The following is a 25,784-nucleotide window of genomic DNA, read 5'->3' on the forward strand; positions in this document are numbered from 1 at the left end:
GTCACAACCCCAACATGGCGGCGATGCGGTTGCGTTGGATCTCCGACGTGCCCGAGTAGATCGGGCCGGCGACCGCGTCGCGCACGTCCTTCTCCAATCCGTACTCGGCCAGGTACCCGCTGCCGCCGAAGATCTGCACGGCGGCCAGCGCGGAGGAGAGGTTGCTCTCGCTGGCGAGGACCTTGCTGACGGCGATGTCCCTCGTGACGTTCTCGCCCTCCGTCAGCCGGACGGCCGTGTCGTAGAGCCACTTCCGCGCGGTGTCCAAGCCGATGCTCATGTCCACGAGCTTGTGGGAGATCGACTGGTACGAGCCGATCGGACTGCCGAACTGGACGCGCTCCTTGGCGTACTCGACGCAGCGGTCGAGCCGGTAGCGCATCTGCCCGGTGTTGATGACGAAGGAGCAGAGGATCTCCCACTTCATCACGTGGTCCAGGACCAGGAACCCTGATCCGACCCGGCCGATCACGGCGGATGCGGGGATCCGGCAGTCGTCGAAGTGCAGTTCGCCCAGCGGCGCCGTCCGCAGCCCCATGGTGGCGACGGGCGGCCCGACGACGAGCCCCGGGGTGTCCCGCTCCACGACGAAGGCGGTGATGCTGAGCGGGCCGGCCTTCGGGTGGGTGCGCGCGTAGACCACGAACACGTCGGCCACCGGGCCGTTGGTGATGAAGGCCTTGCCGCCCCGCAGCACGAAGCCGTCGCCCTCGCGGGTGGCGGTGGTCCTCATCGCCAGCGCGTCGGAGCCGCTCTCGGTCTCGCTGATCGCGTGCGCCCCGATCGTCTCTCCCGAGCAGATCCCCGGCAGGTGGCGCGCCTTGAGCTCCGGCGAGCCGAACCGTTGCAGCGGGACTCCGACGCTGACCAGGTGGGTGGCGACCGAGAAGTTCAGTCCGCCGTCACGGCACCCGGTGCCGAGTTGTTCGAGCACGTGCATGGTGGTGAGCAGGTCCTGGCCCAGCCCGCCCCACTGCTCGTCGAACGGCAGGCCGAGGATTCCGGACCGCTGGATCAGCTTCCACTTGTCCCACGGGAAGGCGCCTTGCGCGTCCCCTTCGAGATGGCCCGAGCTGAGTTCCTCGCACCACTGGGCGATGCCCTCGCCCAGAGCGATCTGGTCGGCGTTCCAGCTGATCATCTGTCAGTCCTGTTAGTACTCGGAGAAATCGGTCGAGTCCAGGTTGTGGCGTTCGTCGCCGCGCAGCGCGGGCGAGAACACGCACACCAGGCGGAGGTCAGCGTCCTGGTCCGCGATCAGGAAGTGGGCGTCGTGCAGGTCGAGCGCGTACAGCGTGCCCGGCTCGATCGGGTGGGACGTGCCGTCGGCGTTCACGACCTGCCCCGTTCCCTCGATGCAGTAGCAGGCCTCCAGATGACGGCGGTACTCCAGCCTCGACTTGGTGCCGGCGCGGACGGTGGTGTCCGTCATCGTGTAGCCCAGGCCGTCGGATTCGAGAAGGAACCTGCGGCTGAGCCCGTTGCCCCAGTCCACGGTGGTCACCTCGTCAAGGCGTCGGACGATCATCGGGTGTGCCTCCTAGCGGGTTGCCGAATCAGCGGTTTGCTGAATGAGCGGCTTGCTGAATGAGCGGCTTGTTGAGTGAGCGGCTTGCCGGATCAGCGGTTTGCTGAGTACGGCGAAACGGTCTGTACGAAGGTGTGGAACTCCTCGACCACGTCGGCCCCTTCGGCGAGGGCGTGCTCGATCCGGGCGACCCCGGCGCTGCCCACCACCGCGGCGTCGGCGCCGAGGCCGTGCAGCAGGTCGATGTCCGCCCGGGAGCGGACGCCGAATCCGACGGCGATCGGCACGGCGGTCGTCCTGCGCAGTGCGGCCAGCGCGTCGGCCAGCTCCTGGCGGTCGGCCGTAAGCTCGCCGCCGCTGCGGCCGTAGTGGGCCACCAGGTACAGGTACGCGGTGGCGGACTCGGCGGCCGCGGCCTTCACCTCGGCCGTCGACGCGGCGTAGCAGGTGGCGACCACGGGCAGCCCCGCCTCCTGCACCGCTTCGAGGTAGCCGGCCCGTAGCCGCGGCGGCAGGCCGTGGACCAGCAGGCCGTCGACGCCCGAGTCGGCGACCCGCCGGACGAAGCCGGGCACGGTCAGGCCTCTGACCGTGTGGCTCCAGTCGGCCAGCAGCGCCACCCGCAGGTGGCGTAGCCGGGGCAGGATCCCGCTGAGGAGTCCGAGCACCTCGTCGAGTCCGACGCCGTCGGCCAGGGCCCGCTGCGCCGATCGGCGGATGACCGGCCCGTCGGTGACCGAGTGGGGGAAGGGCACCGCCAGCTCCAGGCAGTCCACGCGGCAGTCGTCGAGCATCCGCATGACGTCGGCCAGGACGGGCAGCGGGGGATCTCCGGCGTTGAGGAACATCGCCAGGCCGGGCTGGTCCGGTGGCCGGCGTGCGAAGAACCCGCTCACCGCGCACGCGCCGTGGTGATCACGCGGCGCGCCGGGTGCGCGCGCAGGCGGTCGACGAGGTCGCGGGCGGCGCCGCTGCGGAGGGCGCCGTCGGCCGCCCTGATCGCCTCCGGCCACCCGTCGATCAGCCCGCTCGCGACGGCCAGGGCGGCGGCGTTCAGGCAGACGGTCCGCGTTGCGAGAGCCGTCCCGGCTCCGGAGAGCACGCCGAGGAAGTGGTCGACCACGTCCTCGCCCTCGCTGGTCGGCCGTAGTCCGGCGATCGGGTCGGTGCCGCTTGCGGGAGTCCCGGGAGCCTCGGCCCGCAGTCGGATCGCGTCGGTGCCGTCATTGGTGAGGACGACGTTGTCGACGGAGCTGACGAGCTCGTCGACTCCCAGCTCGTTGGAGCACAGCCAGATCCTCCGGTCGGCAACGGTGGCGGCGACCTGGCCCAGAGTCGGCACCAGCGAATGGTCCGAGACACCGACGAGCTGGGCGGAGACCGGCACCGCGGCCAGGAAGGGGCCGACGGAGTTGATGAATCCGCCGATCATCCGCAGGTCCATCGGCACGATGCTCCGGGCCAGCAGTGCCACCTCCCGCGGGTAGACGAAGTTCCCCGGGAAGGCGATGCCGAAGCGTTCCAGTAGGGCGTCGGTCTGCTCGTAGGAGGTGGTCGTTCCGATACCGAGGCGGTCGAGCAGGTCGTGGGAGCCGCAGGTGCTCGTGTAGGCGCGGGATCCCGTCTTGACGATGCGCACGCCCAGGGCGGCGGCGACGAACGCCGCCGCGGTGGAGATGTTGAACGTGGCCGGCCCGCCTCCGGTGCCGACGATGTTGGCCGTGCGGTCCAGCCGCGCGGTGACGGCCGGCCGGCGCTCGTCCAGCGAGCGGAGCATGGCGACCAGCGTGTCCCGATCGGGCATCCGGGTGGACAGCGAGGACAGCAGCGCCACCGTCTCGCCGGAGCGGAGGGCGCCGTCACGCAGCTGGTCCCAGAAGGACCCCCACATCTCCTGGTCGACGACGGCGCGGTCCCGGTCGATCAGCGCTCGCAGCACCTCGTGCATGGCTAGTGGGCGTCCGTCCGGTGCTGCTGGGCCTGCTCGATGAACCTGCTGATCGAGCCGACCGAGCGGAAGCTGTCCGGGTCGAGGTCGAGGTCGATCTCCTCGACGCGCAGGTCGAAGCAGTCCTCGAGCCAGGCGATCGTCTTGAGCAGGCCGAGGCTGTCGATGACCCCGCCGTCCACGAGGTCGTAGTCGGAGTCCAGTTCGTTCGCGCCGACGTCCGGCAGGAACTCCTCGATGATGAACTGCGTGACTACCGCGGCGTGTTTCACGTGGCCGTTCCTTCGTTTGGCTGGGACGGGGAGCAGGCGGGCTGGAGGGGCGTGCGGTCGATCTTTCCGGTGGACGTCCTGGGCAGCGGGTCGTCCACGATCAGCAGGGTCGAGGGGACGGCGGTGAGCGGGAGCCGTTGTGCGCAGTGCCGGCGCAGCGCCAGCGAGTTCAGCCGGCTGTCCGGGGCGCGGCGGACCACGCTGCGCAGCAGGCGGCCGGCCACCGGGTCGGGCACGGTCACCACGGCCGCCTCGACGACGTCGGGATGGTCGAGCAGCACCTGCTCGACCTCGTGGGTGTTGACCCGCACGCCGCGGACCTTGACCTGGTGGTCGTTGCGGCCTTCCAGGGTGATGCGGCCGTCCCGGTCACGCCGCACGAGGTCGCCGCTGCGGAAGTAGCGCCGCGCCTCCCCGTCGTGGTGGTGGGTCGCGAACCTGTCCGCGTCCTGCTCCCGGTGCAGGTAGCCGTCGGTCTGGAACGGCGTCGCGACGTGGAGCTCGCCGGTCCCCGGCCCGGTCACGATCCCGCCGTCGGCACCGACGATCACCGCGTGGACTCCGGGCAGCGGGCGTCCGATCGGCACCGGGCCGTCCGCCGGCTCGGTGCCGTCGACCTCGTGCAGGAAGCTGTCGTTGGTCTCGGTGCAGCCGTAGATGTTGTAGAACCGCGCGCCGGTGAACAGCTGCGGGAGTTCGGCCAGGCAGCGGGCGGGCATGCTGTCGCCGGTGAAGACGACGTGCTCGACCGTGTCGAGCCGTCGGCCGCTCCCGGCGGCCGCGTCGACCAGCAGCCGGTAGAACATCGGTACCGCCTGGACGAGTTGGACCGCGTGGCGGGACACGAGGTCCAGCAGGTAGCCCGGCTGGGTGGCCCGGGCCGGATCGACCAGGACGACGCGGCCGCCGTACTTGAGCGTGGTCCAGATGTCCAGCAGGCACAGGTCGAAGGTGAGCGGGGCGTAGTTGAGGACCGTCGTTCCCCGGCGGACGCCGAACCGTTCGCCGGCCCAGGTGGTGAAGCGGTCCACCGCCCCCGTGCTCAGTGGCACGATCTTCGGCCGCCCGGTGGAACCGGAGGTGGTGAACATGAAGGAGACGTCGGCGGGCTCCGTACGGCGCGGCGCCTCCGGTTCCGCCGGCCGGTCCGGGGTGCCCGGCCCGGGTCCGGGCGCCCGGGGGCTCTCCGGCGACAGGACGTGCCGGATCCCGGCCTGCTCGACCAACGTGTGGGGAGTCCTCCCCTCCGGCGTGGGCGCTGGCAGCAGCAGGAAGCGCCGCCCTTCCAGCAGGCAGGCGAGCATCAGGGCGATCGTCGAGGGCGACTTGGCGGCCGGGATGCCGACCGGCTCGTCCCCGCCCGGGGCGATCCGGGCGATCCGGACGCGCTCCCGCTCCGCCAGCTGGTGGAGTTCACGGTAGGTCGTCTCTTCTCCGCGCCATATCAGCGCCGGATCACCGGGGTGGCCGGTGGCGTGCGAGACGAATGAACCCACCAGACTCTGCTGCTGCATCACGACTTCTCCGAGTTCATGCAACGGGGTGGGTTCATATACAACGGATGAGTTCATGCAACGGGTTCACCGATCTTATTCGGAACAATGAAGGCCCGGCATGAAAGGGGTCCACCCGGCCGTCCCCTGGAGACAGAAGAATTATCACGTGGTGCCCGCCCACGGAAGTGGGGTGTGTGATTCGAGTCATGACGGCACGTCAGAGAGGGTTTCATGGCCGGCCGCGCCGATGCTAGCCGTCGAGCGTGTTCGATCTACATAAGGATTCCGGTGGACTGGCGTAAATATTGTCTTGATGCCTGCAACCCCGTTCTCGATCTTGCGGAGTGAGACGGGAGCCACCTAGTATCCGCCGTACTGTTCGCCAAGTAGCGAATCGGCGAGGGGATTTCCGGGGCGTTGAAGCGTTCCCGATCGCCGTGAAAGGTGGATCCGTCATGCCTGGTCCCGATCGGCGCGCGCACGCTCCGACCCTGTTGTCCTTCGCCCAGCAACGGCTGTGGTTCCTCGACCGGCTGCGGCCGGGCCGGCCGGACCACAACGTCCCGACCGCGGTACGCCTGCGCGGACGGCTGGACCAGGGGGCGCTCACCCGGGCGCTGACCGAAGTCGTGCGGCGCCACGAGGTGTTGCGCGGCAGGATCGTCGACACCGAGGACGGCCCGCGCCACGTCGCGGAGCCGGTCGAGACCTTCGTGCCGACGATCACCGATCTGACGCACACCCCCGCGGAGCAGGCCTGGCAGCGGGCCCGGGAGCTGGTGGCCGCCGATCTGGCGACCCCGTTCGACCTCGGGACCGCTCCGATGCTGCGGGCCCGACTGATCCGCATCGCCCCCGACGACCATCTGCTGCTCCTGGTGATCCACCACATCGCCTGTGACGGCTGGTCGCTGTCGGTGCTGTGGCAGGAGTTCTCCGCCGGATACGGCGCCGCCGTCGACGGCCGGCCGATCGCCCTGGCGGACCTGCCCGTCCAGTACGCCGATTTCGCCGACTGGCAACGGAGCTACCAGGCCGGAACGGCGATGCTGGACCAACTCGCCTACTGGCACGAGCACTTGGCCGACCTGAGCCCGTCGGTGCTCCCGACGGACCGAACCCGCCCCGCGGTGTGGTCAGGCCGGGGCGACCAGGTCGAGATCGAGATCCCGGCGGAACTCGCCGAGCGAATACGCACACTGGGGCGCGCCCACGAGGTGACGCCGTTCATGACGCTGCTGGCCGCCTTCCAGGTCCTGCTCGCGCGTTGCACGGGACAGGCCGACGTGACGGTGGGGACGCCGATCTCCGGGCGGACCCGGATCGAGGTGGAGCCGCTGGTCGGCTTCTTCGTCAACACGCTCGTCCTGCGTACCGACCTGTCGGGCGACCCCGGCTTCACCGACGTGCTCGCCCGGGTGCGGCGGTGCGCGGTGGAGGCCTACGCCCGCCAGGACGTCCCCTTCGAGCGGCTGGTGCAGGAGCTCCGGCCCGAACGCGACCTCGGCCAACACCCGCTGTTCACGGTCATGTTCCAGCTGGAGGAGCCGCCCTCGCTCCCGTCCGGCCTTCCGGGGATCGAGGTGAGTGACCACCAGATGCCGAACGACGTGGCGAAGTTCGACATCGAGGTCTCCATGACGGACGGCGGCGATCGCTTCACCGGCGTCATCCGCTACGCCGCCGACCTCTTCGACCGCGACACGGTGCGGCAACTCTCCGAGGGTTTCCGGGTGTTGCTCGACCAGCTCGTCGACAGCCCCGAACGGCCGATATCGGCGTGGGAGACCCCTCCCGGCCTCCGGGTGAGCCGCCCCGCTCCCGCCACCAGGAGCGAGACGGCCGGCGAGCCCGCCACCGAGACCGAACCCGAGCCCGCCACCGAGACCGAACCCGAGCCCGCCACCGAGACCGGGCCCGCCACCGAGACCGAGCTCCTCGTGCTGGAGACCTGGGCCGAGGTGCTCGGTGTCACCCCGGACGGCGTGGACAGCGACTTCTTCGAGCTGGGCGGCCATTCGCTCCTCGCGTCGAAGGTCATGTCCCGACTCGGCCGGGCACTCGACCTCGAACTGCCCGTCGCCCTGCTCTTCTACCACCCGACCGTCGCCGAACTCGCCGACGGCATCGACGCGGCGTTGCTGGCGGACCTCGGTGCCGCCGCCGAAGCGGAACCGCTTCCCGCCGGAAAGGCCCGTCACCCGTGAAGGCACAGCACAGTCGCCCCGAGCCCGGCCGGCCGACCGGTTCCGCGCCCGGAGCCGCCCCGTCGGCCGGTTCCACGCCGGCCACCACCCGGGCCCTGCTCGACCAACGCGTCCGCGCGGCCCGGAGCAGGGCCGTCGAGGGCGAGCCGGAGGCCGCGATCCCGCCCCGTCCGGCGGGTGCGCAGGTGACGTCGTTCACCCAGGAACGCATGTGGCTGGTCGAGCGGCTGTCCGACGGCCCCGCGATGTACAACGTCCACGAGGTCTTCCGGCTGCACGGCCCGCTGGACGTGGACGCCCTCGGCCACAGCCTCACCGAGCTGGTGCGGCGCCACGAAGTCCTGCGCACCGCCTTCCCCGAGCGGGACGGGCTCCCCAGCCCCTCGGTCGAGCCGGCCCGGCCGCTCGACCTGCCCGTCACGGACCTCCGGACCGAGCCCGCGGAACGCCGGACACGGCTGGCCCTCGATCTCGTTCAGTCCGAGATCCTGCGCCCGTTCGACCTGGCCGCCGCCCCGCTGCTGCGCGCATCACTGCTGCGGGTCGGCGAGGACGAACACGTCCTGGTGGTGGTCGTCCACCACATCGCCGTCGACGGCTGGTCGATGCCGCTGCTGTGGGACGACCTGTCGGCGATGTACCGGAGCCGGCTGGAAGGCCGCGAGCACGAGATGCCTCCCTTGCGGATCCAGTACGCGGACTTCGCCCACTGGCAGCGGGCCCGGCTCTCCGGCGACCGCCTGCAGCGCCAACTGGACTACTGGAGCGCACAGCTGTCCGGGCTGTCGCCGCTGGACCTGCCCACCGACCGCCCGCGCGGACCGGTCCGCGCGGGCCGGGGCGAGCGGATCACCTTCACGGTGCCCGAGGAACTGGCCGACCGGTTGCGGCTGCTGGGCAGGCGGCACGGCGCGACGATGTTCATGACGCTGCTCGCCGCGTTCCAGGCCCTGCTCGCCCGCTACAGCGGGCAGTCCGACGTGGCGGTCGGCACACCGGTCGCGGGCCGGACCCGTCCGGAACTCGACCCGCTGGTGGGCTCGTTCATCAACACCGTGGTCATCCGCACCGACCTCGCGGACGACCCGAGCTTCGCCGAACTGCTCGACCGGGTCCGCAGCACCGCCGTGGACGCCTACGCGCACCAGGACCTGCCGTTCGAACGGCTGGTGCAGGAATTGCGGCCGGCCCGCGGTCTCGACCGCAACCCGCTGTTCCAGGTGATGTTCGCGGGCCTGTCCGACCCGGCCGCCGCCCTCCGGCTGGTGGGGACGGAGGTCGAACAGATCGAGGTCGACAACGGCACGGCCAAGGTCGACCTCAGCCTGGTGATAGCCGACCGGTCGACGGGCGCGACCGGTACGACCGGGGCAGCCGGCACCACCGGGACCGTGGCCTTCGACACCGATCTGTTCGACCGCGCGAGCGTGGAACGGCTGGTCGGCCACTACCTGCGGCTGCTGGACGCCGCGGCCGGCGATCCCGACCGTCCCGTCTCGCGCCTGGACCTGCTCACCGAGGCCGAGCGCGAAGCGCTGCTGGTGGCCGCCAACGCCACCGACGAACCCTTCCCCGCGGACCTCTGCGTCCACGAGCTGGTCGAGGAGCAGGCCCGGCTGACCCCCGACGCGGTGGCGGTCCGCTGCGGCGCCCAGCGACTGACCTACCGGGAACTCGACCACCGGGCCAACCAGTTGGCCCGGCACCTGCGAGCCCGGGGAGCGCGGCCGGAACGCCTGGTCGGCGTGTGCCTGCCGCGCTCGGCGGACCTGGTCGTGGCCCTGCTGGCCGTCCTCAAGTCGGGCGCCGCCTACCTGCCGCTGGACCCGGACCTCCCGGCGCAGCGCATGTCGTTCATGCTCGCCGACGCCGAAGTGCCGCTGCTGCTCACCCAGCGCTCCCTGGCCGACCGGCTGCCGCGGCACGGCGCCGCGACGGTGTGGACGGACGACGAGGCCGGGCTCATCGCGGCCCTGCCCGGGGACCGGCTGCCGCCGCTCGCGACGCCCGCCAACCTGGCGTACTCGATCTACACCTCCGGTTCGACCGGCCGCCCCAAGGCCGTGCTGGTCCCGCACGAGGGCGTGGTCAACTACCTGGTGGTCCGCGGCCGACAGCTGGACCTCGGCGGGGACGATGTCGTCGCCTCGGTGGCCTCGATCTCCTTCGACGTCATCGTCCCCCAGGTGCTCATGCCCCTGGCCTGGGGCGCGAGCGTGGTGATCGCCCCGTCGGAGGTCGCGGTCGACGGCCCGCGCCTGACGGAGATGATGCGCGAGTTCGGCGTCACCACGCTCATGGCCACACCGGCCACCTGGCTCCTGCTGCTGGACGGCGGATGGCAGGGCGGCCGGTTCCAGGCGATCTGCGTGGGCGAACCGCTCCAGCCCGCCCTGGCCCGGAGGCTCCTCGACCGGGTCTCCACGCTGTGGAACGGCTACGGTCCCACCGAGGCGTCCGTCGGCTGCGTCACCCGGCGCGTGGACGCCGACCGGGACCTGGCCCGGCCGGGAGGGTCCGTGCCGATCGGCCGGCCGCTCGGCAACCTCCGGATCTACCTGCTGGACCCGGCCGGCGCCCCGGTGCCCGTCGGCGTACCGGGCGAGATCCACATCGGCGGGGTCGGCGTCACCCGCGGGTACGCCAACCGGCCGGGGCTGACCGCCGAGCGCTTCGTGCCCGATCCGTTCGGTGCCGACGGCGGCCGGCTGTACCGGACCGGCGACCTGGCGCGGTACCTGCCGGACGGCAGCCTGGTCTTCCTGGGCCGCACCGACGAGCAGGTGAAGATCCGGGGCTACCGCATCGAGCTGGGCGAGATCGAGGCCGCGCTGTGCGCGCAGCCCGGTGTCGCCAGGGCCACGGTGACGGTGCGGGGCACCGGGACGGACGCCGAACTGGCCGGCTACCTGGTGTGGCAGGACCGGCCCGGTGACCTGGCGGTCCTGCGGCGCTCCCTGCGCGAGACCCTGCCCGAGTTCATGGTGCCCACGACGCTGACCGCACTCGACCGGATCCCGTTGACCACGAACGGCAAGGTGGACCGCGGGGCCCTGCCCGAGCCGGCCCGCCACGGCCACGAGGCGGGTGCGCTACCGCCGCGGGACCTGCTGGAACTCCTGATGACCAGGATCTGGGAGCGCGTGCTGGGCACCCCGCGGGTCGGCGTCCGGGACGACTTCTTCGCGCTGGGCGGGCATTCGCTCAGGGCGGTCGAGCTCGTGGAGGCGATCCGGCGGGAGTGGGGGGTCACCGTGCCGCTGAACACGGTGTTCCGCCATCCCACCGTCGAAGGTCTGTGCGCGGAACTGCCCAACGCCTCGCAGGCCCTGCGCCGGCTCGTGGTCCCGCTGGCCGAAGGAGACCACCGCAGGGCGCCGCTGATCCTGGTGCACCCGCAGAGCGGCGACGTGTGCTCCTTCCTCCACCTGGCCGAGCACCTCACCGAACGCCTGGCCGAGCACCCCGCCGAACAGCCAGCCGAGCACCCCTCCGAACCGCTCGCCGGCGGCCGGCCCGTCTACGGCCTGGAGGCCGTCGGCTACAACACCGACGAGCCGCCACTGGCCACCGTCGAGGAGCAGGCGCAGCGCTACCTGCGGGAGCTGCGGTCCGTCCTGCCCGACGGCCCGTACCTGCTCGCCGGCTGGTCCTTCGGCGGGCTGGTCGCCTTCGAGATGGCCCGCCTGCTGGAGGAGGAGGGGAACCCCCCGGGATTCCTCGGGATCATCGACGTCGGAGCGCCCGCCTTCACCGACGGCTCCACCGACGGCTCCACCGACGGATCCACCTGCGGATCCGCCGAGTCCGACCACGGGCCCACCGACGGGCCCGGCGGCCACGACGCGCACGGGACGGCCCGGTTCGCGCTCGCCTCCGGGCTGCCCACCGGAGCCGTCGGAGAGCTCCACGAGCTCGACGAGCAGGACGCCCTCTCCCTGCTGCTCCACGACGCGCACGTCGGCGAGCGCCTTCCCCTGCGGGTGCGCACCGAACAACTGCGGCGCATGGTACGGGTCTTCACCACCAACGGCGACGCCGCCCGACGCTACCGGTCGACCGCGCGGCTGCGGACACCGATCCACCTGTTCACGAGCGCCGAGGCGCACCCCGTGCTCGCCGCCCCGGTCGTGGTCCCCGCCCGGTGGCGCGACCGCACTCAGGGGGCGTTGAGCGTGGTCGAGGTGCCCGGCAACCACCACGACATGCTGTCGCCGCCCCACGCCGCACCCTTCGCCGACGCGCTGTCGGCCGTCCTGGAGGAGCTCGGATGAGCGACGGACACGAGCTGCCGTTGTCGTCGGCGCAGTCCGGCATCTGGTTCGCCCACCACCTGCGCCCCGGCAGCCCCGTCTACAACACCGGTGAGTACGTGGACATCCCCGGGCCGATCGACCCGGAGCTGTTCGAGACGGCCGTGCGGCGCGTGGTGGACGAGACCGAGTCCCTGCGCGTTCGCCTCACCGACGGTGCCGAGGGCCCCCGGCAGGTCGTCACCCCGTCGCCCGACTGGTCGATGGACCACGTCGACCTCACCTCGACACCGGATCCGCTGCGGGCGGCCGAGCGCTGGATGCGCGCCGACCTGTCCACACCGGTCGGGCTCACCCGGGACCCGCTGTTCCGCCAGGCCCTGTTCGCCGTCGCGCCGGACCGCTTCCTCTGGTACCAGCGCGTCCACCACATCGTGGTCGACGGCTTCAGCATGTCGCTCATCGCGCGCCGCGTCGCCAAGACCTACACCGGACTGGTCGAGGGCGGGGGAGGGGCACGGCCGGCCTTCGGACCGCTGAGCCTCCTGCTGGCGCACGACGCCGCCTACCACGCGTCGGAACAGCCCGGACAGGACCGGGCGTTCTGGGCGGCCCGGCTGGCCGGCCGGCCGGATCCCGTCAGCCTCGCCAGCCGCTCGGCGGCCGCCTCGGACGGCTTCCTGCGCCGTACCAGCACCCTCGACGCGCCCACCGTCGCGGCGCTGCGGCGGGCCGCGCGGCCCGCCGGGGCGAGCTGGCCCACCGCCTTCACCGCAGCGGTCGCCGCGTACCTCCACCGCCTCAGCGGCGAACGGGACATCGTGCTCAGCATGCCGGTGACCGGGCGCACCGGCTCCTCCGTGCAGGCCGTCCCCGGCATGGTGGCGAACGTGGTGCCGCTGCGGCTGCGCGTGCACCCGGAACAGGGTCTGTCCGTACTCGCGCGACAGGCGGCCGAGGAGGTCGCCGCCCTGCGCGGGCACCAGTGCCACCGCAGCGAGGAACTGCGCAGGGAACTGGATCCGGCCCGGTCGGAGCGGGTCCTGTTCGGGCCCCTCGTCAACATCATGTCCTTCTACTACCACCTGGACTTCGCGGGCGTCCGGGCCACCGTGCACAACCTGTCCAACGGGCCGGTCGAGGACCTCTCGTTCTCCGTCTACGACCGCTCCGACGGCACCGCGCCTCGGCTCGACGTCGACGCGAACCCCGCGCTCTACTCCGAGGCCGAACTCACCGCCCACCAGCAGCGGTTCCTCCGGTTCCTGGACGCGGTGGCCGCCGACCCGGACCGGCCGATCGGCCGGCCCGACCTCCTCACCCCCGAGGAACGGCAGCGGACCGTCGTGGCCGTCAACCGCACCACGCAGCCGCTCCCGCACCCGACGGTGCCGCTGGCCTTCGCGGCCGAGGTCGCGCGCACGCCCGATGCGCCCGCCGTCGTGTGCGGCGAAACCACCCTGTCCTACGCGGAGTTGAACGACCGGGCCAACCGGCTGGCCCACCGGCTCATCGCCCTGGGCGTCCGCTGCGACAGCACGGTGGCCGTGCTCATGGAACGCTCCGCCGACGTGGTGGTGTCGGTCCTGGCGATCAGCAAGGCCGGCGGCGCCTACGTGCCGCTGGACACCCGGGCCCCGACGGCCCGCCTGCGCCGCGTCCTGGACGACACCGGGGCGGCGGTGCTGCTCACCCACCGGGCCACCCGGGACGACGCGCTGTCCCACGGCACCCCGGTCGTCGTCGTCGACACCGACCCCGGACTCGCCGACGAGCCGGCCACCGACCCCGTCGTGCCGCTGCGCCCGGACCACCTGGCGTGCGTCCTGTACACCTCCGGGTCCACGGGCACGCCGAAGGGGGTGGCCCTGACCCACCGCAACGTCATCAGCCTGACCGCGCAACGCTGTTGGCGCGAAGAGGACGGCCCGCGGGTCCTCGCGCACTCCCCGCACGCCTTCGACGCCTCGACCTACGAGTGGTGGGTGCCGCTGCTCAACGGGGGCCGGGTCGTCGTGGCCCCGCCCGGCGAGCTGGCGCTCGCGGACCTCCACCGGCTCATCGTCGACCACCGGGTCGGGGCGCTGTGGCTGACGGCCGGGCTGTTCCGGGTGTTCGCCGAGGAGTCACCCGGCACGCTGGCCGGGGTCGGCCAGGTGTGGACCGGCGGTGACATCGTGCCGGCCGATGCCGTCCGGCGCGTCCTGGCACGGTGCCCGGACTCCGTGGTGGTCGCCGGTTACGGCCCGACCGAGGCCACCACGTTCACCACGCGCAGGGTGCTGCGCCCCGGCCGGCCCGTGCCCGACGTCGTCCCCCTCGGCCGACCGGTGGACAACAGGCGGGTGTACGTCCTGGACGAGGCGCTGTCGCCGGTGCCGCCGGGGGTGGCCGGCGTGCTGTACGTCGCCGGTGCGGGCGTGGCGCGCGGGTACCTGAACGACCCCCGCCGCACGGCCGGCCAGTTCCTGCCGTGCCCCTTCGGCGACCCGGGCGAGCGGATGTACCGCACGGGCGACGTGGTCCGCTGGAACGCCGAGGGGGAGCTCGAGTTCCTCGGCCGCGCGGACGAGCAGGTCAAGCTCCACGGCTTCCGCATCGAACTGGGCGAGATCGAGGCGGTGCTGGCCGGGCACCCGGCCGTCGCCCAGGCGACCGTGGTCGCCGGCCCGGGAGCCTCGCCCGGCAGGCGTCTGATCGGCTACGTCGTCCCGGCCGGGGACTCGGGGCTCGACCCGGCGGCGGTGCGGGAGCACGCCAGCGCGGTGCTGCCGGACTACATGGTGCCCTCGGTGATCGTCACGCTCGACGCCTTCCCCCTGACCCCCAGGGGCAAGATCGACCGGGCCGCGCTGCCCGTCCCGGACCTCGCACCGGCACCGTCCGGGCCCGGGCCGCGAACCCCGGCGGAGCAGACGATGTGCGCGCTGTTCGCCGAGGTGCTCGGCCGGCCCGCGGTGGGCGTCGACGACGGTTTCTTCGCGCTGGGCGGCAACTCCCTGCTCGCGACCCGGTTGGTCAACCGGGTGCGGGTGAGGTTCGGCCGTGAACTCACCCTCGGCGCCCTGTTCCAGGCACCCACGCCGGCGCGCCTGGTCGAAGCGCTCGAGGACGCCCCGGACGCCGCGGCCGTACCGGCTCTCTCACCACGTACACGACTCTGACAGATCAAGCGATCACAGGAAGCACCTCGGCATGGTCCACACCCTCTCCCATCCCGACGAAACGCCGGCACCGCCGGCAACACCCGCAACACCGGAGACCCCGATGGCCCCGGAAACCCCGACGGCACCGGCGCTGGGGGTGTCCCAGGTCCGCCGGTACTACCAGCTCGTCGACGCCGGGGACGTGCCCGCGCTGGTCGCCCTGTTCACCCCGGACGCCCGCTACCACCGCCCCGGGTACCAACCCATGGTCGGGCACGCCGAACTGGAACGCTTCTACCGCGACCAGCGGGTGATCCGCACCGGCGTGCACACCCTGGCCACCGTGGTCACGACCGACGACGAGGTGGCGGTGCACGGCCTGTTCCGCGGCGTGCTGCACGACGGCGGTGAGGTCGAGCTGCGGTTCGCGGACTTCTTCCGGATGACGCCGCAGGGCCGCATCGCCGCGCGGGACACCTTCTTCCACGTGCCGGCGGTCTGAGGCGGTGGACGCACCCGGTGACACCGCGCACCACGTGCTGCGCAGCGGCCACCGCGACGGCTACCGCGACGGCTACCGCGACGGCGACGGCCACGGCGACGGCCCACGCGGTCGCGCGTTCAACCCCGACGGGGACACTTCAGCACAGGAAAGCGGGAAGCAGTTGACCAAGACGGTCCTCACCTCCGACATCCCGGCGTTCGTCGGCAGCGGACGGCCACCGTTCGACGCGCGGGCCATCCACGAGCTGGTCGCCGAACAGGCGGAGCGGGCCCCGCACGCGCCCGCCGTCACCTGCGACGGACGGACCCTGACCTACCGGCAGCTCAACGACCGCGCCAACCGGCTCGCCGGGCGGCTGCGAGCGGCCGGACTGGCGCAGGAGGACGTCGTGGGCGTGCTGGTGCCGCGGTCGCCGGAGCTGATCGTGGCCCTGCTCGCCGTCCTCATCGCGGGCGGGGCGTACCTCGGACTCGAACCGGACGACCCGGCCGGCCGCCACGCGCTGCTGCTCGAGGACGCCGGCGCGGGCATGGTGATCGCCGGAGAGGCCCTGGGGGAGCAGCTGCCCGACACCGTCGTCACGGTGACGGAAGGCGGCCCGGCGCAGGAGCCGGCCACCGGGCCGGCGGCTGCGGCCCGCCCCGGCGACCCGGACCGGCTCGCCTACGTCAGCTACACCTCGGGCTCCACCGGCGAGCCCAAGGGCGTCGGCGTGCCCCACCGGGCGATCGACCGGCTCGTCCGGGGTGCGGACTGGGTGGACGTCCGCGCCGAGGACGTCTTCTTCCACCTCGCGCCGGTCGCGTTCGACGCGTCCACGTTCGAGATCTGGGCCCCCCTCGTCAACGGCTGCCGACTGGTCCTCTTCCCCCCGGTCGCCATCACGCTGGAGCACGTGGCGCGCGTCGTCCGCGCCGAGCGCGTGACGGTCCTGCTGCTGACCACCGGGCTCTTCCACCAGATGGTGAGTTCCCACCTGGAGGCGTTCGCCGACGTGCGGCACGTCCTCACCGGGGGTGACGTGGCCTCGCCGGGCCACGTCCAGCACCTGCTGGCCCGCTACCCGGAGCTGCTCTTCACCAACGGCTACGGGCCGACGGAGAACACCACGTACACGACCTGCTGGACCAGCAGCACCCTCCCGGAGCTGCGCAGCGTGCCGATCGGCCGCCCGATCAGCGGCACCAGGGTCGCCGTGCTCGACGGCGACCTCAGGCCGGTGCCCGTCGGCGAGTGCGGCGAACTGTACGTGGCCGGGGCGGGCCTGGCCCGCGGCTACCTGGGGCGCCCGGCCGCAACGGCCGAACGGTTCCTGCCCGACCCGTTCGGGAGCGAGCCCGGGGCCCGGATGTACCGGACCGGCGACCTCGTGCGATGGCTGCCCGACGGCACGCTGGAGTTCGTCGGACGCGCGGACGACCAGGTCAAGGTCCAGGGCTACCGCGCCGAACCGCGCGCCGTCGAGGTCGAGCTGGAACGGCTCGCCGAGGTGCGGCACGCGGTCGTGCTGCCGCAGGCCGACCCGGCGGGCGGCACCCGGCTCCTGGCCTACGTCGTGCCCGCGCAGTCCGACCCGGCGGGTAACGCCGACCTCGGTCGGCGGCTGCGCCACGAGCTGCGGGACAGGCTGCCGGGCTACCTGATCCCCTGGGCGATCCTCGTCCGTCCCGAGCTGCCGGTGAACCGCAACGGCAAGATCGACCGCCGGGCCCTGCCCACCGCCACCCGGGTACCGCGCAACGTGGCCAACGAGTACGTCCCGCCCGTCACCGAGGTGCAGACGCGGCTGACCGAGTTGTGGGGCGACATCCTCGGCATCGAACCGGTCGGCGTCGACGACGACTTCTTCGACCTCGGCGGGCACTCCCTGCTGGCCACCGACCTCCTGGTCGCCACCCAGCGCGAGTTCGACGTGGACCTCCCCGCGCAGATCCTGTACCTGTCGCCGACCGTCGCCGAGCTGGCGACGGCCCTCACCGCCCGGATGCGGACGGCGGGCCCGGACGGCCCGGCGGCGCGCCCGGACGGCCTGACGGCGGGTGGCCCGGCCGACGGAGCACGGCAGGAGCAGCCCCGATGACGGCGGTTCCCCCCACCCCGCGATGCCCGGTCCTCGCCCCGCAGCCGGTCGACCTGATCGACCCCGACCTGTACCACTCGGGCGGGGCGCACGAGGTGTGGCGACGGCTGCGCCGCCACGCCCCGGTGAGCTGGCAGCCGGTCGGCGACATCGGCTACTGGTCGGTCGTCGGCTACGCCGAGGCCAACCGGGTGCTCCGCGACCACGACACGTTCACCTCCGAACAGGGCACCCTGCTCAACCTCCTCGGCCAGGGCGACCCCGCCGGCGGCCGGCAGATGGCCGTGACCGACCCGCCCCGGCACGCGCACCTGCGCGGCCCGCTGCAACAGGCGCTGTCGATCAAGACGGTGGAGAACGACCGGGAGGCCATCCGCCGGGTCATCGTCGAACTGCTCCGGCCGTTGGCCGACGGCGGCCCGTTCGACTTCGCCGCCGCCATGGCCACCCTGCCGATGGCGGTGATCGGCACCATGATGGCGCTGCCGGAACAGGACTGGCCGCGGCTGGTCCGACTCGCCCACGCCTGCATCGCCGCGGACGACCCCGAGTTCCAGCTCGCCGCCGGACCGCAGGCCACCCTCGTGACCGCCCACCGCGAACTGTTCGCCTACTTCCAGGACATCGTCACCGCGCGTCGGCGCGCACCGGGTGACGACCTGATCAGCGTGCTGCTCACGATGGAACTGGACGGACGGCGGCTGTCGCCGGGCGAGATCGTGTCCAACTGCTACAGCCTGCTGCTCGGTGCGACCGTCACCACCGCCCAGCCGCCGATCGCGGCGATGGTCGAACTGGCCGGGACGGCGGTCCTGGACGACTGGGCGGCACACCCGGAGCTGCTCGGCAGCGGCGTGGAGGAAGCCCTGCGATGGGCCTCGCCCACCCAGCACTTCATGCGCCACGCCACCCGCGACGTCGAGGTCCGGGGCGTGCCGATCCCCGCGGGGGACGCGGTCGTCGTGTGGCTGGGGTCGGCCAACCGCGACGAGACCGTGTTCGCCGACCCGGACACCTTCGACATCCGACGGCGGCCCAACAAGCACATCGCGTTCGGCGTCGGCGCGCACTACTGCATCGGACACACCGTCGCACGGGTGGCCCTGCGGATCCTGTTCGCCGAACTGCTCGGCCGGTTCACCGGCTTCGAACTCGCCGGGACGCCGCGGCGCATGCGCTCGAACATCATCGCGGGCTTCACCCACCTGCCGATCACCGCGCGGACCCGCTAGCGCGTGCACCACCGCAGCCCCACCCGAGAAGAAACCCCACCCGGAAGGTCATCAGTGAACGCTCCGACGGCCCGTACCCGCAACAAGTGGTTCCTGCGCGAGCCGTCGCCGGTGGCACCGGCACGGCTGTTCTGCCTGCCCTACTCCGGCTGCGGAGCGAGCATGTACCGCCAGTGGCCGTCATCGGTCAACGGCGTCGAGGTCTGCCCCGTGCAGCTGCCCGGCCGGGAGAACCGGATGCGCGAGCCCGCCCACACCACCTACGAGGCACTGGCCGACGACCTCTGCGAGGCGCTGCGCCCCTACCTGGACCGTCCCTACGCGCTGTTCGGGCACTGCGGCTCCGCGCTGGCGGCGTACGAGACCGCCGTACGGCTGGTCGAAAGGGGCTGCCCCGCCCCGACCCGGGTGTTCGTCTCCGCCGAGGTGGCGCCGCAGGACGGCCCCTACGGCCGCTTCCTCGGCATGGACGACGACGAGCTGGCCGGCGAACTGCGCCAGCTCGTCGCGGAACTGGGCGGCACCCTGGAACCGAGCCTGCTCGCGCTCTACCTCGGCGTCCTGCGGAACGACGTCGACATGAACAAGCGGTACCACGTGGCCGAGCCGGTCCGGCTGCCGTGCCCGATCACCGCCATCGGCTGGACGGAGGACACGGGAATCGAGCCGTCGCTGATGACCGGCTGGTCGGCGTGCGGCGAAGCGACCTTCGAACTCCTGGAGGGAGGCCACTACCGCTTCATCGAGGCGCCGACGGACCTGCTGGCGCTCCTGGTCGCGGACCTGACGCCCACCCGGTCCGGCACCCCCTGACACCTGCGCCCTCTGGCACCTGCGCCCTCTGGCACCTGCACCCAAACGGGCCGGCCGCCCCGGCGTCGATGCGCAGCGGGCCCCGGCAGAGCGGCGATGCTCTGCCGGGGCCCGCGGCGGTCAACTCCCCTCAGGGTGGGGGTCGGTCACGGTGTGGGGCCGAGCTTCTGCCAGGCGTCGCTCTTGCCGGGTTCGTCGGTCGCCTTGTTCCACCACTTGGCGCGCCAGTAGAAGCCGTTCCACGACACCGTCGAGGCCCAGGCGCCGTCGGTGTCCCCGGTGATGATCTTCGTGCCGGCGGCGGTGGCGCTGTTGGCGGGCGCGGCGAGGTAGGCCGGTGCCTTCCACCAGTCGGTCCCGTCGGCGAAGCTGCCCAGTGCGTAGGAGCTGCCGTGCTTGGGGCCGCCGGTGGACCACTTGTCCAGCTGCGGTTTGCCGGCGGTGGCCTGGTCCGTGCTGAGCGGCACCAGCCGCCACCACTGGTCGACCTTCCCGTCGCAGTCCCGGACCGTGAGGGTGCCCCTGGCCGTGGTGGCGCCCAGGCACTGGTCGTGGCCGCTGGACGCGGACTTGATGTGGTACCAGCCCTGGCTCTCCTCGGTCACCGTCCACAGCTGGTTGGCGTTGCCGTTCTGCTTGTCCACCAGGTGGGCGTCGGTCCAGCTTGCGGGGTGGTCGAGGACGTTGCCGCTGTTGCGGTCCTCGATGATCCACTTGTCGCCGGTCTGCCAGAACGCGAACGAGGGGTTGGGGTTGTAGGCGTGCGCCTGCCACGGCGCGGCCTGGCACTGGGCCCCGGAGGCCGGTGCCGGGGGATCGACCGTTGTCACCGCGCGACGCTTGTCGCCGGTCGACCCGTAGTCCTTGCCGCCGATCCTGAAGGTGACGTTCGCCGGGCCGGTGACGGGCAGGTAGTACTTGACGTCGATGTCCTTCGACCTGCCGGCGGGGATGTCCTCGCAGTAGCCGAGTTTGACGGTCACCCGGTGGAAGTCGCCCTTCAGCCCGCCCGCGTTGGGCCCGGTGTGGCCGGGGACGATGCCGCTCATCTCCTTCCAGGCCCCGTCCTTCACCACCGGCGGGGCGGAGGTGGGCAGGTCGAAGGAGATCTCCGTGCCCTGGGCGAGGGCGACCTTGGAGTTGTTGGTGATCCGCAGCTTCGGCTGCATCGGCCACATGTCCGCGACGTCGGTGGGGAAGTCCACCAGCTCGGCCTTGACGTCGATCACCTCGGCGGGCAGCGGCTTGCCGCCGCCGGTGGTGTTGCCGGACGCCCCCGCGCCCTTGAGGGCGTTGTCGAGCCGGGTGGTCAGGTCGTAGCCCATGCCCCACTCGCCGTTGGGGTGCTTGGTGTAGTCGCCGGCGAGCTCCCAGATCATCGCCCCGCCGATGCCCTTGTCCGCGATGTACTTCGCCTTGGCGTCGATCGACTTCTCGTTCTCGGTGGAGAGGAACACCTTCTTGGTGTCGTTCCACAGCCAGGACGCCTGGAGCGGGTCGGAGTACTTCTCGGCGTAGCCGCCGGTCAGCTTGCCCGCGTCGGTGGCCGGGTCGACTCCGTAGGACTTCAGGTAGCCGGGGGTGCGGCCGTCCTGGAGGTTCCTGGTGTGCCACAGCGGGTTCGACCCGGCGCCGACCTCGCGGCCGTCCTCGGTGTCGTGCCAGACGTTGTCGATGCCGGTCGCGCCGAGGCCGCAGCTCTGGGCGTTGGCCGGGCCGCGACCGCCGAGGCCCTTCGGGCACTGGGACTGGTCGGGCATCGCGGAGGTGCCCCAGAGCCCGTCCGTGCCGCCCTGGACGTTCTGCCAGCCGCGGGAGTAGTAGGGGATGCCGAGGTTGATCCGGCCGGGCGGCAGGGCGCCGCGGTAGTAAGCGGGACTTCGACGAAGCCCCTCATCGTTTCCCGGGCCGCACCGACCTGGTGCTCGGCCGTCTGCTCGGCACCGAGCAGCGGGGTGGTCGCGATGCTCCGCACCTGGTCGATGAACTGCAGGTACCGGGCCGCGTGCAGGGTGCTCTCCGTCGACGCGGACGCGGTCGGAGCGCCCAGCGCGGACATCGATGTGGACGCCAGGAACGCGGCCATGCCTATGGCGATCCGTACTGGCCGGCGCCCGGGGGCGCACCGGCGGGATTTTCGCTGATCGCACCTCGGATTTCTTCCGCATCACCACCCGCATCGCGGGGCGCGGACAAGCTAGGGTCGGCGTGTTGACAGCGGATAGACGACGCGTCAACGACGGCCGGGCCGACGCCGTCCGCGCCCCCGCCTGCGCCCCTCGGTGACGGTTCGCGCCCTTGGTGCCTCCGACGCGCCCTTGCGCGCTACCTGCCGGTAAGTGTTAATGCGCCGTAAATTTGACTGGCCGTCACATTTCCCGGCCCTCCCGGCTCGGCCCGCCTTCGTCGAAAGGTGCTGCCATGCGGCGTATCACCTCGTGGACGCGAATACTCCGTTTCGGGCTCAGCGGCTGCCTCCTGGCGGCCGCCTCCGGCTCCGGCATGTGCCCAGCGGTCGCCGGACAGGCCGGTCCGCAGTCGCACGGCGGGCGGTCTCAGGACGGGGGGTCGCACGGTGGGTGGTCGCACGGCGGGCCGTCGCCGGAGCAGAGGATCGAAGCGCTCCTCGGTCAGCTGACCACCGACGAGAAGGCGACGCTGCTACAGGGGATCGCCGCACCGAACGGGGTGTACGCGGTCGGCTACGTCCGGGGCGTGCCGCGGCTGGGCATCCCGCCGTTGCTGCTGTCCGACGGCCCGGCCGGCGTGCGGGACGGGCAACCGGCGACGGCGCTGCCGGCACCGGTGTCGCTGGCCGCCGCCTTCGACCCGGGGCTCGCCACCACCTACGGCGCGGTGCTGGGCCGCGAGGCCCGGGCGCGCGGCTACCAGGTGCTGTACGCGCCGATGGTGAACCTCGTGCGCGTGCCGCAGGGCGGGCGGAACTTCGAGACGCTGGGGGAGGACCCGTTCCTCGCCGGGCGGGTCGCGGCGGCGGAGGTCCGCGGCATCCAGGCGCAGGGGGTCGCGGCACAGGTGAAGCACTTCGCGGCGAACAACCAGGAGAACAACCGGCAGTCGTACAGCTCGGAGGTGGACGAGCGGACGCTGGCCGAGATCGAGCTGCCCACCTTCCGGGCGGCCGTCCGGGACGGCCGGGCCTGGTCGGCGATGTGCGGCTACAATCCGGTCAACAGCATCTGGGCGTGCGAGAACTTCCCGCTGCTGCGGGACGTGCTGAAGGGCCGTTGGGGGTTCGACGGGGTGGTCGGCTCCGACTACCCGGCCACCCACTCCTCGGTGAACGCCGCGGCGGGCGGGCTGGACCAGGAGTTCGGCGGTACGACGTACTTCGCCGACCTGAACGCGGCCGTGGCCGACGGGCGGCTCGCCCCGGCCGTCCTGGACGACCAGGTGCGGCGGGTGCTGCGGCTGATGGTCCGGACCGGGGCGCTGGACGGCGGCCGGCCGCCCGGCTCCGGTCCCGGCCCCGGCTCGGGCTCCGGCCCCGGCTCCGGCCCCGGCTCGGGCCAGGCCGTCTCCGATCCGCCCGTCTCCGATCCGCCCGCCTCCGACCCCGCCGCCGGCGCGCGCGACGCCCGGGCGGCGGCCGCCGCCGGGACGGTGCTGCTGCGCAACCAGGGGCCGGTGCTGCCGCTGGACGCCGCCCACCTGTCGTCCGTCGCGGTGATCGGCCCGTGGGCCGACCACGCCTACACCGGCGGCTACGGCTCCTCGCACGTCGCCCCCTACCCCGACCAGGTCGTGACGCCTCGCCAGGGCATCGCCGCCCGGGCCGGTGCGGGCGTCTCGGTGCGCTACCACCCGGGCGACGACGCGGCCGCGGCCGCCTCGGTGGCCGCCGGGGCGGACGTCGCGGTGGTGGTGGTCGGCGACGAGGAGACCGAGGGCGCGGACCGCGGCTCGCTGGACCTCGCCCCGGCGGACGACGCCCTGATCCGCGCCGTCGCCCGCGCCAACCCGCGGACGGTGGTGGTGCTCAACACCGGCGGGCCGGTCACCATGCCGTGGCTGGACGCGGTGCCGGCGGTGGTCGAGGCCTGGTACCCGGGCGAGCAGAGCGGCACCGCGCTCGCCGACGTGCTGTTCGGCGACGCCGATCCGGCGGGGCGGCTGCCCGTCACCTTCCCGACCTCGGCGGCGGCCACGCCGATCCGGGACGCCTCCCAGTACCCCGGCACGGACGGCGCCTACCACTACACCGAGCAGCTCGCGGTCGGGTACCGCTGGTACGACGCGACCGCCACCGCCCCGCTGTTCCCCTTCGGCCACGGCCTCTCGTACACCACCTTCGGCTACAGCAACCTCACCGTGACCGGCCCGGACGCCGCCGGCCGGGTTCGGGTCGGCTTCGACCTCGCCAACCAGGGCGCCCGGACCGGCACGGAGGTGCCGCAGCTGTACGTCTCCTTCCCGTCCGCCGCCGGCGAGCCGCCGCAGCAGCTCAAGGCCTTCGACAAGGTCACGCTGGCGCCCGGCCGGTCGACGCACGTGGAGCTGGCGCTGGACCGCTCCTCCTTCGCGGTCTGGGATACCGGAGTGCACGGCTGGCAGGTCCCCGGCGGGCGGTACGGCCTCATGGTCGGCTCCTCCTCGCGCGCGCCGAAGTTGCAGGGCGCGGTGGACGTCCCGGGCTCTCCGGCCGTCTCCACCTGGTCCGGGCGGATCACCGGTGCCGACGGGTCCTGTCTGGACGCGGGCGCCGCCGCCGCGGACGGCGACGAGGCGGTACGGCTGGCCGGCTGCGCGGGCACGGCGGCCCAGGACGCCACGGTCGGCTCGGACGGCACCGTCCGCGCCCTCGACGGCTGCCTGACCCCGGCGGGCCCGGACGACGGCGCCGCCGTCCGGCTGCGGGACTGCACCGCGGGCGCCGACCAGGTGTGGCGCCCGGGCCCGGGCTCCTCGATCCTCCACCCGGCGTCCGGCCGCTGCCTCGCGGCCGCCGACGACCGGCTGCTGCTGCGGCCCTGCTCGGGGGGCGCCGAACAGAGCTGGGCCACCCCCCGCCCGAGCGGCCGGGTGACCGGCATCGCCGGGCAGTGCGTGGACCTCAACCGCGCCGACACGGCCAACGGCACCGCCGTCCAGCTCTACCGCTGCAACTCCACCGGCGCCCAGGACTGGACCGTCGGGCAGGACGAGTCGCTGCGGGCCCTCGGCAAGTGCCTGGACGTCACCAACGGCTGGACCGCCGCCGGGACGCCCGCCCAGCTCTACGACTGCAACGGCACCGGCGCCCAGCGCTGGCAGCCACGCCCGGACGGCACGCTCCTCAACCCGGCCTCCGGCCGCTGCCTCGACGCCCGCGACGGCAGCGGCGCCGACTGGACCAGGCTGCAGATCTGGGACTGCCACGGCGGCCCCAACCAGCGCTGGACCCTGCCCTCCTGATGCCCACCGCCGGCCGGGCGCCGTCCGCTGTCCGCCGCCGTCCGATGGCGGCGGGCGGCGGACGGCGGGGCTGCGTCAGGCGTTTGCTTCCAGAGCCGGGAGGTAGGCGCCGGCCTGGCCGGCGGCGGTCGGGTGGAAGGACTGTCCGATCGGCCAGTTCAGGGCGTGCAGCCAGGGAGCGGGGTCGCAGAGCTGGTGGCCGGCGAACCGGCTGGTCACATCCGCGTAGGCGAAGTTCGGGTACTTGGCGGCCTCGCTCTGGATGACGCTGTTCAGGACGTCGGCGCCGTCGTTGAGGGCAGCACGCCTGGCCGGGCTGATCCCCGGGCAGAGGGGGGCGCCGGGGTCGTAGAAGCGGGGGTAGCCGAGGATCACCACGTGGGCGTTGGCGGCGCGGGAGCGGATGGCGCCGTAGACGGTGTCGAGTTCGCCGGGGAGCTGGGTGCGGGCGGTGTTCTCTGCGGAGGAGACGGCGCTGAGGCAGGCGGCGTCGCTGCCGAGCAGGCAGGAGGCCAGTACGTCGCGCAGGCCGACGTCGTTGCCGCCGATGGTCATGCTGACCAAGGTGGTGCCGGAAGTGAGCGGGGCGAGTTGGTTGTTCACGACGTCGGTGGTGGTGGCGCCGCCGCAGGCCTGGAAGTCGAAGGTGGCCGGTGAGGTGGACTGGGCGTAGAGGTACGGGTACGCGTTGGTGCTCTGGTTGCAGCTGTTGAGGTACGTGCTGGATGATCCGCCGCCCGCGGAGTAGGAGTCGCCGAGGGCCACGTAGTTGACGGTGGCGGCGTGGGCGGTGCCGGTGGTGGCGGCGAGTGCGGTGGTCGTCAGGGTGAGGAGCGCGGCCGCGAGGGCTGCGGGGCGGGTTCGGCTCATCGGTTGCCTCCTTGGTGGG

At 72.7% G+C, this 25,784-nt stretch carries 16 protein-coding genes; 8 read left to right on the forward strand and 8 right to left on the reverse strand.

The features are described 5' to 3' along the window. Position 1: 1 nt before the first annotated feature. The 6 genes from AB0O19_RS14715 to AB0O19_RS14740 form a co-directional block, all read right to left on the reverse strand. Complete coding sequence (locus AB0O19_RS14715) at positions 2 to 1,141, reverse strand: acyl-CoA dehydrogenase family protein (RefSeq protein WP_363619624.1); 1,140 nt, start codon at positions 1,139 to 1,141, stop codon at positions 2 to 4. Positions 1,142 to 1,153: 12 nt separating this feature from the next. Further along, a complete protein-coding gene (locus tag AB0O19_RS14720; protein WP_331744348.1) occupies positions 1,154 to 1,528 on the reverse strand; it encodes an ectoine synthase in 375 nt (124 codons plus the stop codon). Positions 1,529 to 1,620: 92 nt separating this feature from the next. Further along, on the reverse strand, positions 1,621 to 2,424 hold the full coding sequence (gene trpA, locus AB0O19_RS14725; protein WP_363619626.1) for a tryptophan synthase subunit alpha: 804 nt from the start codon (positions 2,422 to 2,424) through the stop codon (positions 1,621 to 1,623). Next, entirely contained in the window at positions 2,421 to 3,476 is a 1,056-nt protein-coding gene (locus tag AB0O19_RS14730) for an anthranilate phosphoribosyltransferase (RefSeq protein ID WP_363619628.1), read from the reverse strand. Before AB0O19_RS14730 ends, trpA begins: the two co-directional genes overlap by 4 nt. A 2-nt stretch (positions 3,477 to 3,478) precedes the next feature. Next, on the reverse strand, positions 3,479 to 3,748 hold the full coding sequence (locus AB0O19_RS14735; protein WP_363583409.1) for an acyl carrier protein: 270 nt from the start codon (positions 3,746 to 3,748) through the stop codon (positions 3,479 to 3,481). Continuing rightward, entirely contained in the window at positions 3,745 to 5,262 is a 1,518-nt protein-coding gene (locus AB0O19_RS14740) for an AMP-binding protein (protein ID WP_363619630.1), read from the reverse strand. The genes AB0O19_RS14735 and AB0O19_RS14740 overlap by 4 nt, the downstream gene beginning before the upstream one ends. 437 nt (positions 5,263 to 5,699) lie before the next feature. On the opposite strand from AB0O19_RS14740, the gene AB0O19_RS14745 reads away from it, so the two are divergent. From AB0O19_RS14745 to AB0O19_RS14775, 7 genes are all read left to right on the forward strand, one after another. Continuing rightward, positions 5,700 to 7,451, forward strand: coding sequence for a condensation domain-containing protein (locus AB0O19_RS14745; RefSeq protein WP_363619632.1), 1,752 nt, complete (start codon positions 5,700 to 5,702; stop codon positions 7,449 to 7,451). Then, positions 7,448 to 11,725 (forward strand): amino acid adenylation domain-containing protein, encoded by a 4,278-nt coding sequence (locus AB0O19_RS14750; protein ID WP_363619634.1) that lies wholly within the window; start codon positions 7,448 to 7,450, stop codon positions 11,723 to 11,725. The genes AB0O19_RS14745 and AB0O19_RS14750 overlap by 4 nt, the downstream gene beginning before the upstream one ends. Further along, positions 11,722 to 14,868 carry an amino acid adenylation domain-containing protein gene (locus AB0O19_RS14755; protein WP_363619636.1) on the forward strand — a complete coding sequence of 1,049 codons (3,147 nt, stop codon included), beginning with the start codon at positions 11,722 to 11,724 and terminating at the stop codon, positions 14,866 to 14,868. Before AB0O19_RS14750 ends, AB0O19_RS14755 begins: the two co-directional genes overlap by 4 nt. A gap of 103 nt (positions 14,869 to 14,971) precedes the next feature. After that, positions 14,972 to 15,352 (forward strand): nuclear transport factor 2 family protein, encoded by a 381-nt coding sequence (locus AB0O19_RS14760; protein WP_363619638.1) that lies wholly within the window; start codon positions 14,972 to 14,974, stop codon positions 15,350 to 15,352. Between the two features lie 4 nt (positions 15,353 to 15,356). After that, positions 15,357 to 17,435, forward strand: coding sequence for a non-ribosomal peptide synthetase (locus tag AB0O19_RS14765; RefSeq protein ID WP_363619640.1), 2,079 nt, complete (start codon positions 15,357 to 15,359; stop codon positions 17,433 to 17,435). After that, positions 17,432 to 18,667: a cytochrome P450 gene (locus AB0O19_RS14770; RefSeq protein ID WP_363583422.1), complete on the forward strand. Its 1,236-nt coding sequence runs from the start codon at positions 17,432 to 17,434 to the stop codon at positions 18,665 to 18,667. Before AB0O19_RS14765 ends, AB0O19_RS14770 begins: the two co-directional genes overlap by 4 nt. A gap of 54 nt (positions 18,668 to 18,721) precedes the next feature. Beyond that, positions 18,722 to 19,480 carry a thioesterase domain-containing protein gene (locus tag AB0O19_RS14775; protein WP_363583424.1) on the forward strand — a complete coding sequence of 253 codons (759 nt, stop codon included), beginning with the start codon at positions 18,722 to 18,724 and terminating at the stop codon, positions 19,478 to 19,480. Between the two features lie 146 nt (positions 19,481 to 19,626). Here the strand turns inward: AB0O19_RS14775 and AB0O19_RS14780 are convergent, their stop codons facing one another. After that, positions 19,627 to 21,660 carry a chitinase C-terminal domain-containing protein gene (locus tag AB0O19_RS14780; protein ID WP_363619642.1) on the reverse strand — a complete coding sequence of 678 codons (2,034 nt, stop codon included), beginning with the start codon at positions 21,658 to 21,660 and terminating at the stop codon, positions 19,627 to 19,629. A gap of 241 nt (positions 21,661 to 21,901) precedes the next feature. On the opposite strand from AB0O19_RS14780, the gene AB0O19_RS14785 reads away from it, so the two are divergent. Beyond that, a complete protein-coding gene (locus AB0O19_RS14785; RefSeq protein ID WP_363619644.1) occupies positions 21,902 to 24,895 on the forward strand; it encodes a glycoside hydrolase family 3 C-terminal domain-containing protein in 2,994 nt (997 codons plus the stop codon). A 75-nt stretch (positions 24,896 to 24,970) separates the two neighbouring features. Here AB0O19_RS14785 and AB0O19_RS14790 read toward each other — a convergent pair whose 3' ends face one another. Continuing rightward, complete coding sequence (locus AB0O19_RS14790; RefSeq protein WP_363619646.1) at positions 24,971 to 25,765, reverse strand: SGNH/GDSL hydrolase family protein; 795 nt, start codon at positions 25,763 to 25,765, stop codon at positions 24,971 to 24,973. Positions 25,766 to 25,784 lie beyond the last annotated feature (19 nt).

Origin of the sequence: Kitasatospora sp. NPDC091276 (genome assembly GCF_040684355.1) — a bacterium.
Lineage (GTDB): Bacteria > Actinomycetota > Actinomycetes > Streptomycetales > Streptomycetaceae > Kitasatospora.

Coding starts and splice junctions, on each gene's coding strand:
- AB0O19_RS14715 (WP_363619624.1), bottom strand. CDS start 1,141: ATGATCAGCTGGAACGCCGACCAGATCGCTCTGGGCGAGGGCATCGCC.
- AB0O19_RS14720 (WP_331744348.1), bottom strand. CDS start 1,528: ATGATCGTCCGACGCCTTGACGAGGTGACCACCGTGGACTGGGGCAAC.
- AB0O19_RS14730 (WP_363619628.1), bottom strand. CDS start 3,476: ATGCACGAGGTGCTGCGAGCGCTGATCGACCGGGACCGCGCCGTCGTC.
- AB0O19_RS14740 (WP_363619630.1), bottom strand. CDS start 5,262: ATGCAGCAGCAGAGTCTGGTGGGTTCATTCGTCTCGCACGCCACCGGC.
- AB0O19_RS14745 (WP_363619632.1), top strand. CDS start 5,700: ATGCCTGGTCCCGATCGGCGCGCGCACGCTCCGACCCTGTTGTCCTTC.
- AB0O19_RS14755 (WP_363619636.1), top strand. CDS start 11,722: ATGAGCGACGGACACGAGCTGCCGTTGTCGTCGGCGCAGTCCGGCATC.
- AB0O19_RS14760 (WP_363619638.1), top strand. CDS start 14,972: ATGGCCCCGGAAACCCCGACGGCACCGGCGCTGGGGGTGTCCCAGGTC.
- AB0O19_RS14770 (WP_363583422.1), top strand. CDS start 17,432: ATGACGGCGGTTCCCCCCACCCCGCGATGCCCGGTCCTCGCCCCGCAG.
- AB0O19_RS14780 (WP_363619642.1), bottom strand. CDS start 21,660: ATGCGGGTGGTGATGCGGAAGAAATCCGAGGTGCGATCAGCGAAAATC.
- AB0O19_RS14785 (WP_363619644.1), top strand. CDS start 21,902: ATGCGGCGTATCACCTCGTGGACGCGAATACTCCGTTTCGGGCTCAGC.
- AB0O19_RS14790 (WP_363619646.1), bottom strand. CDS start 25,765: ATGAGCCGAACCCGCCCCGCAGCCCTCGCGGCCGCGCTCCTCACCCTG.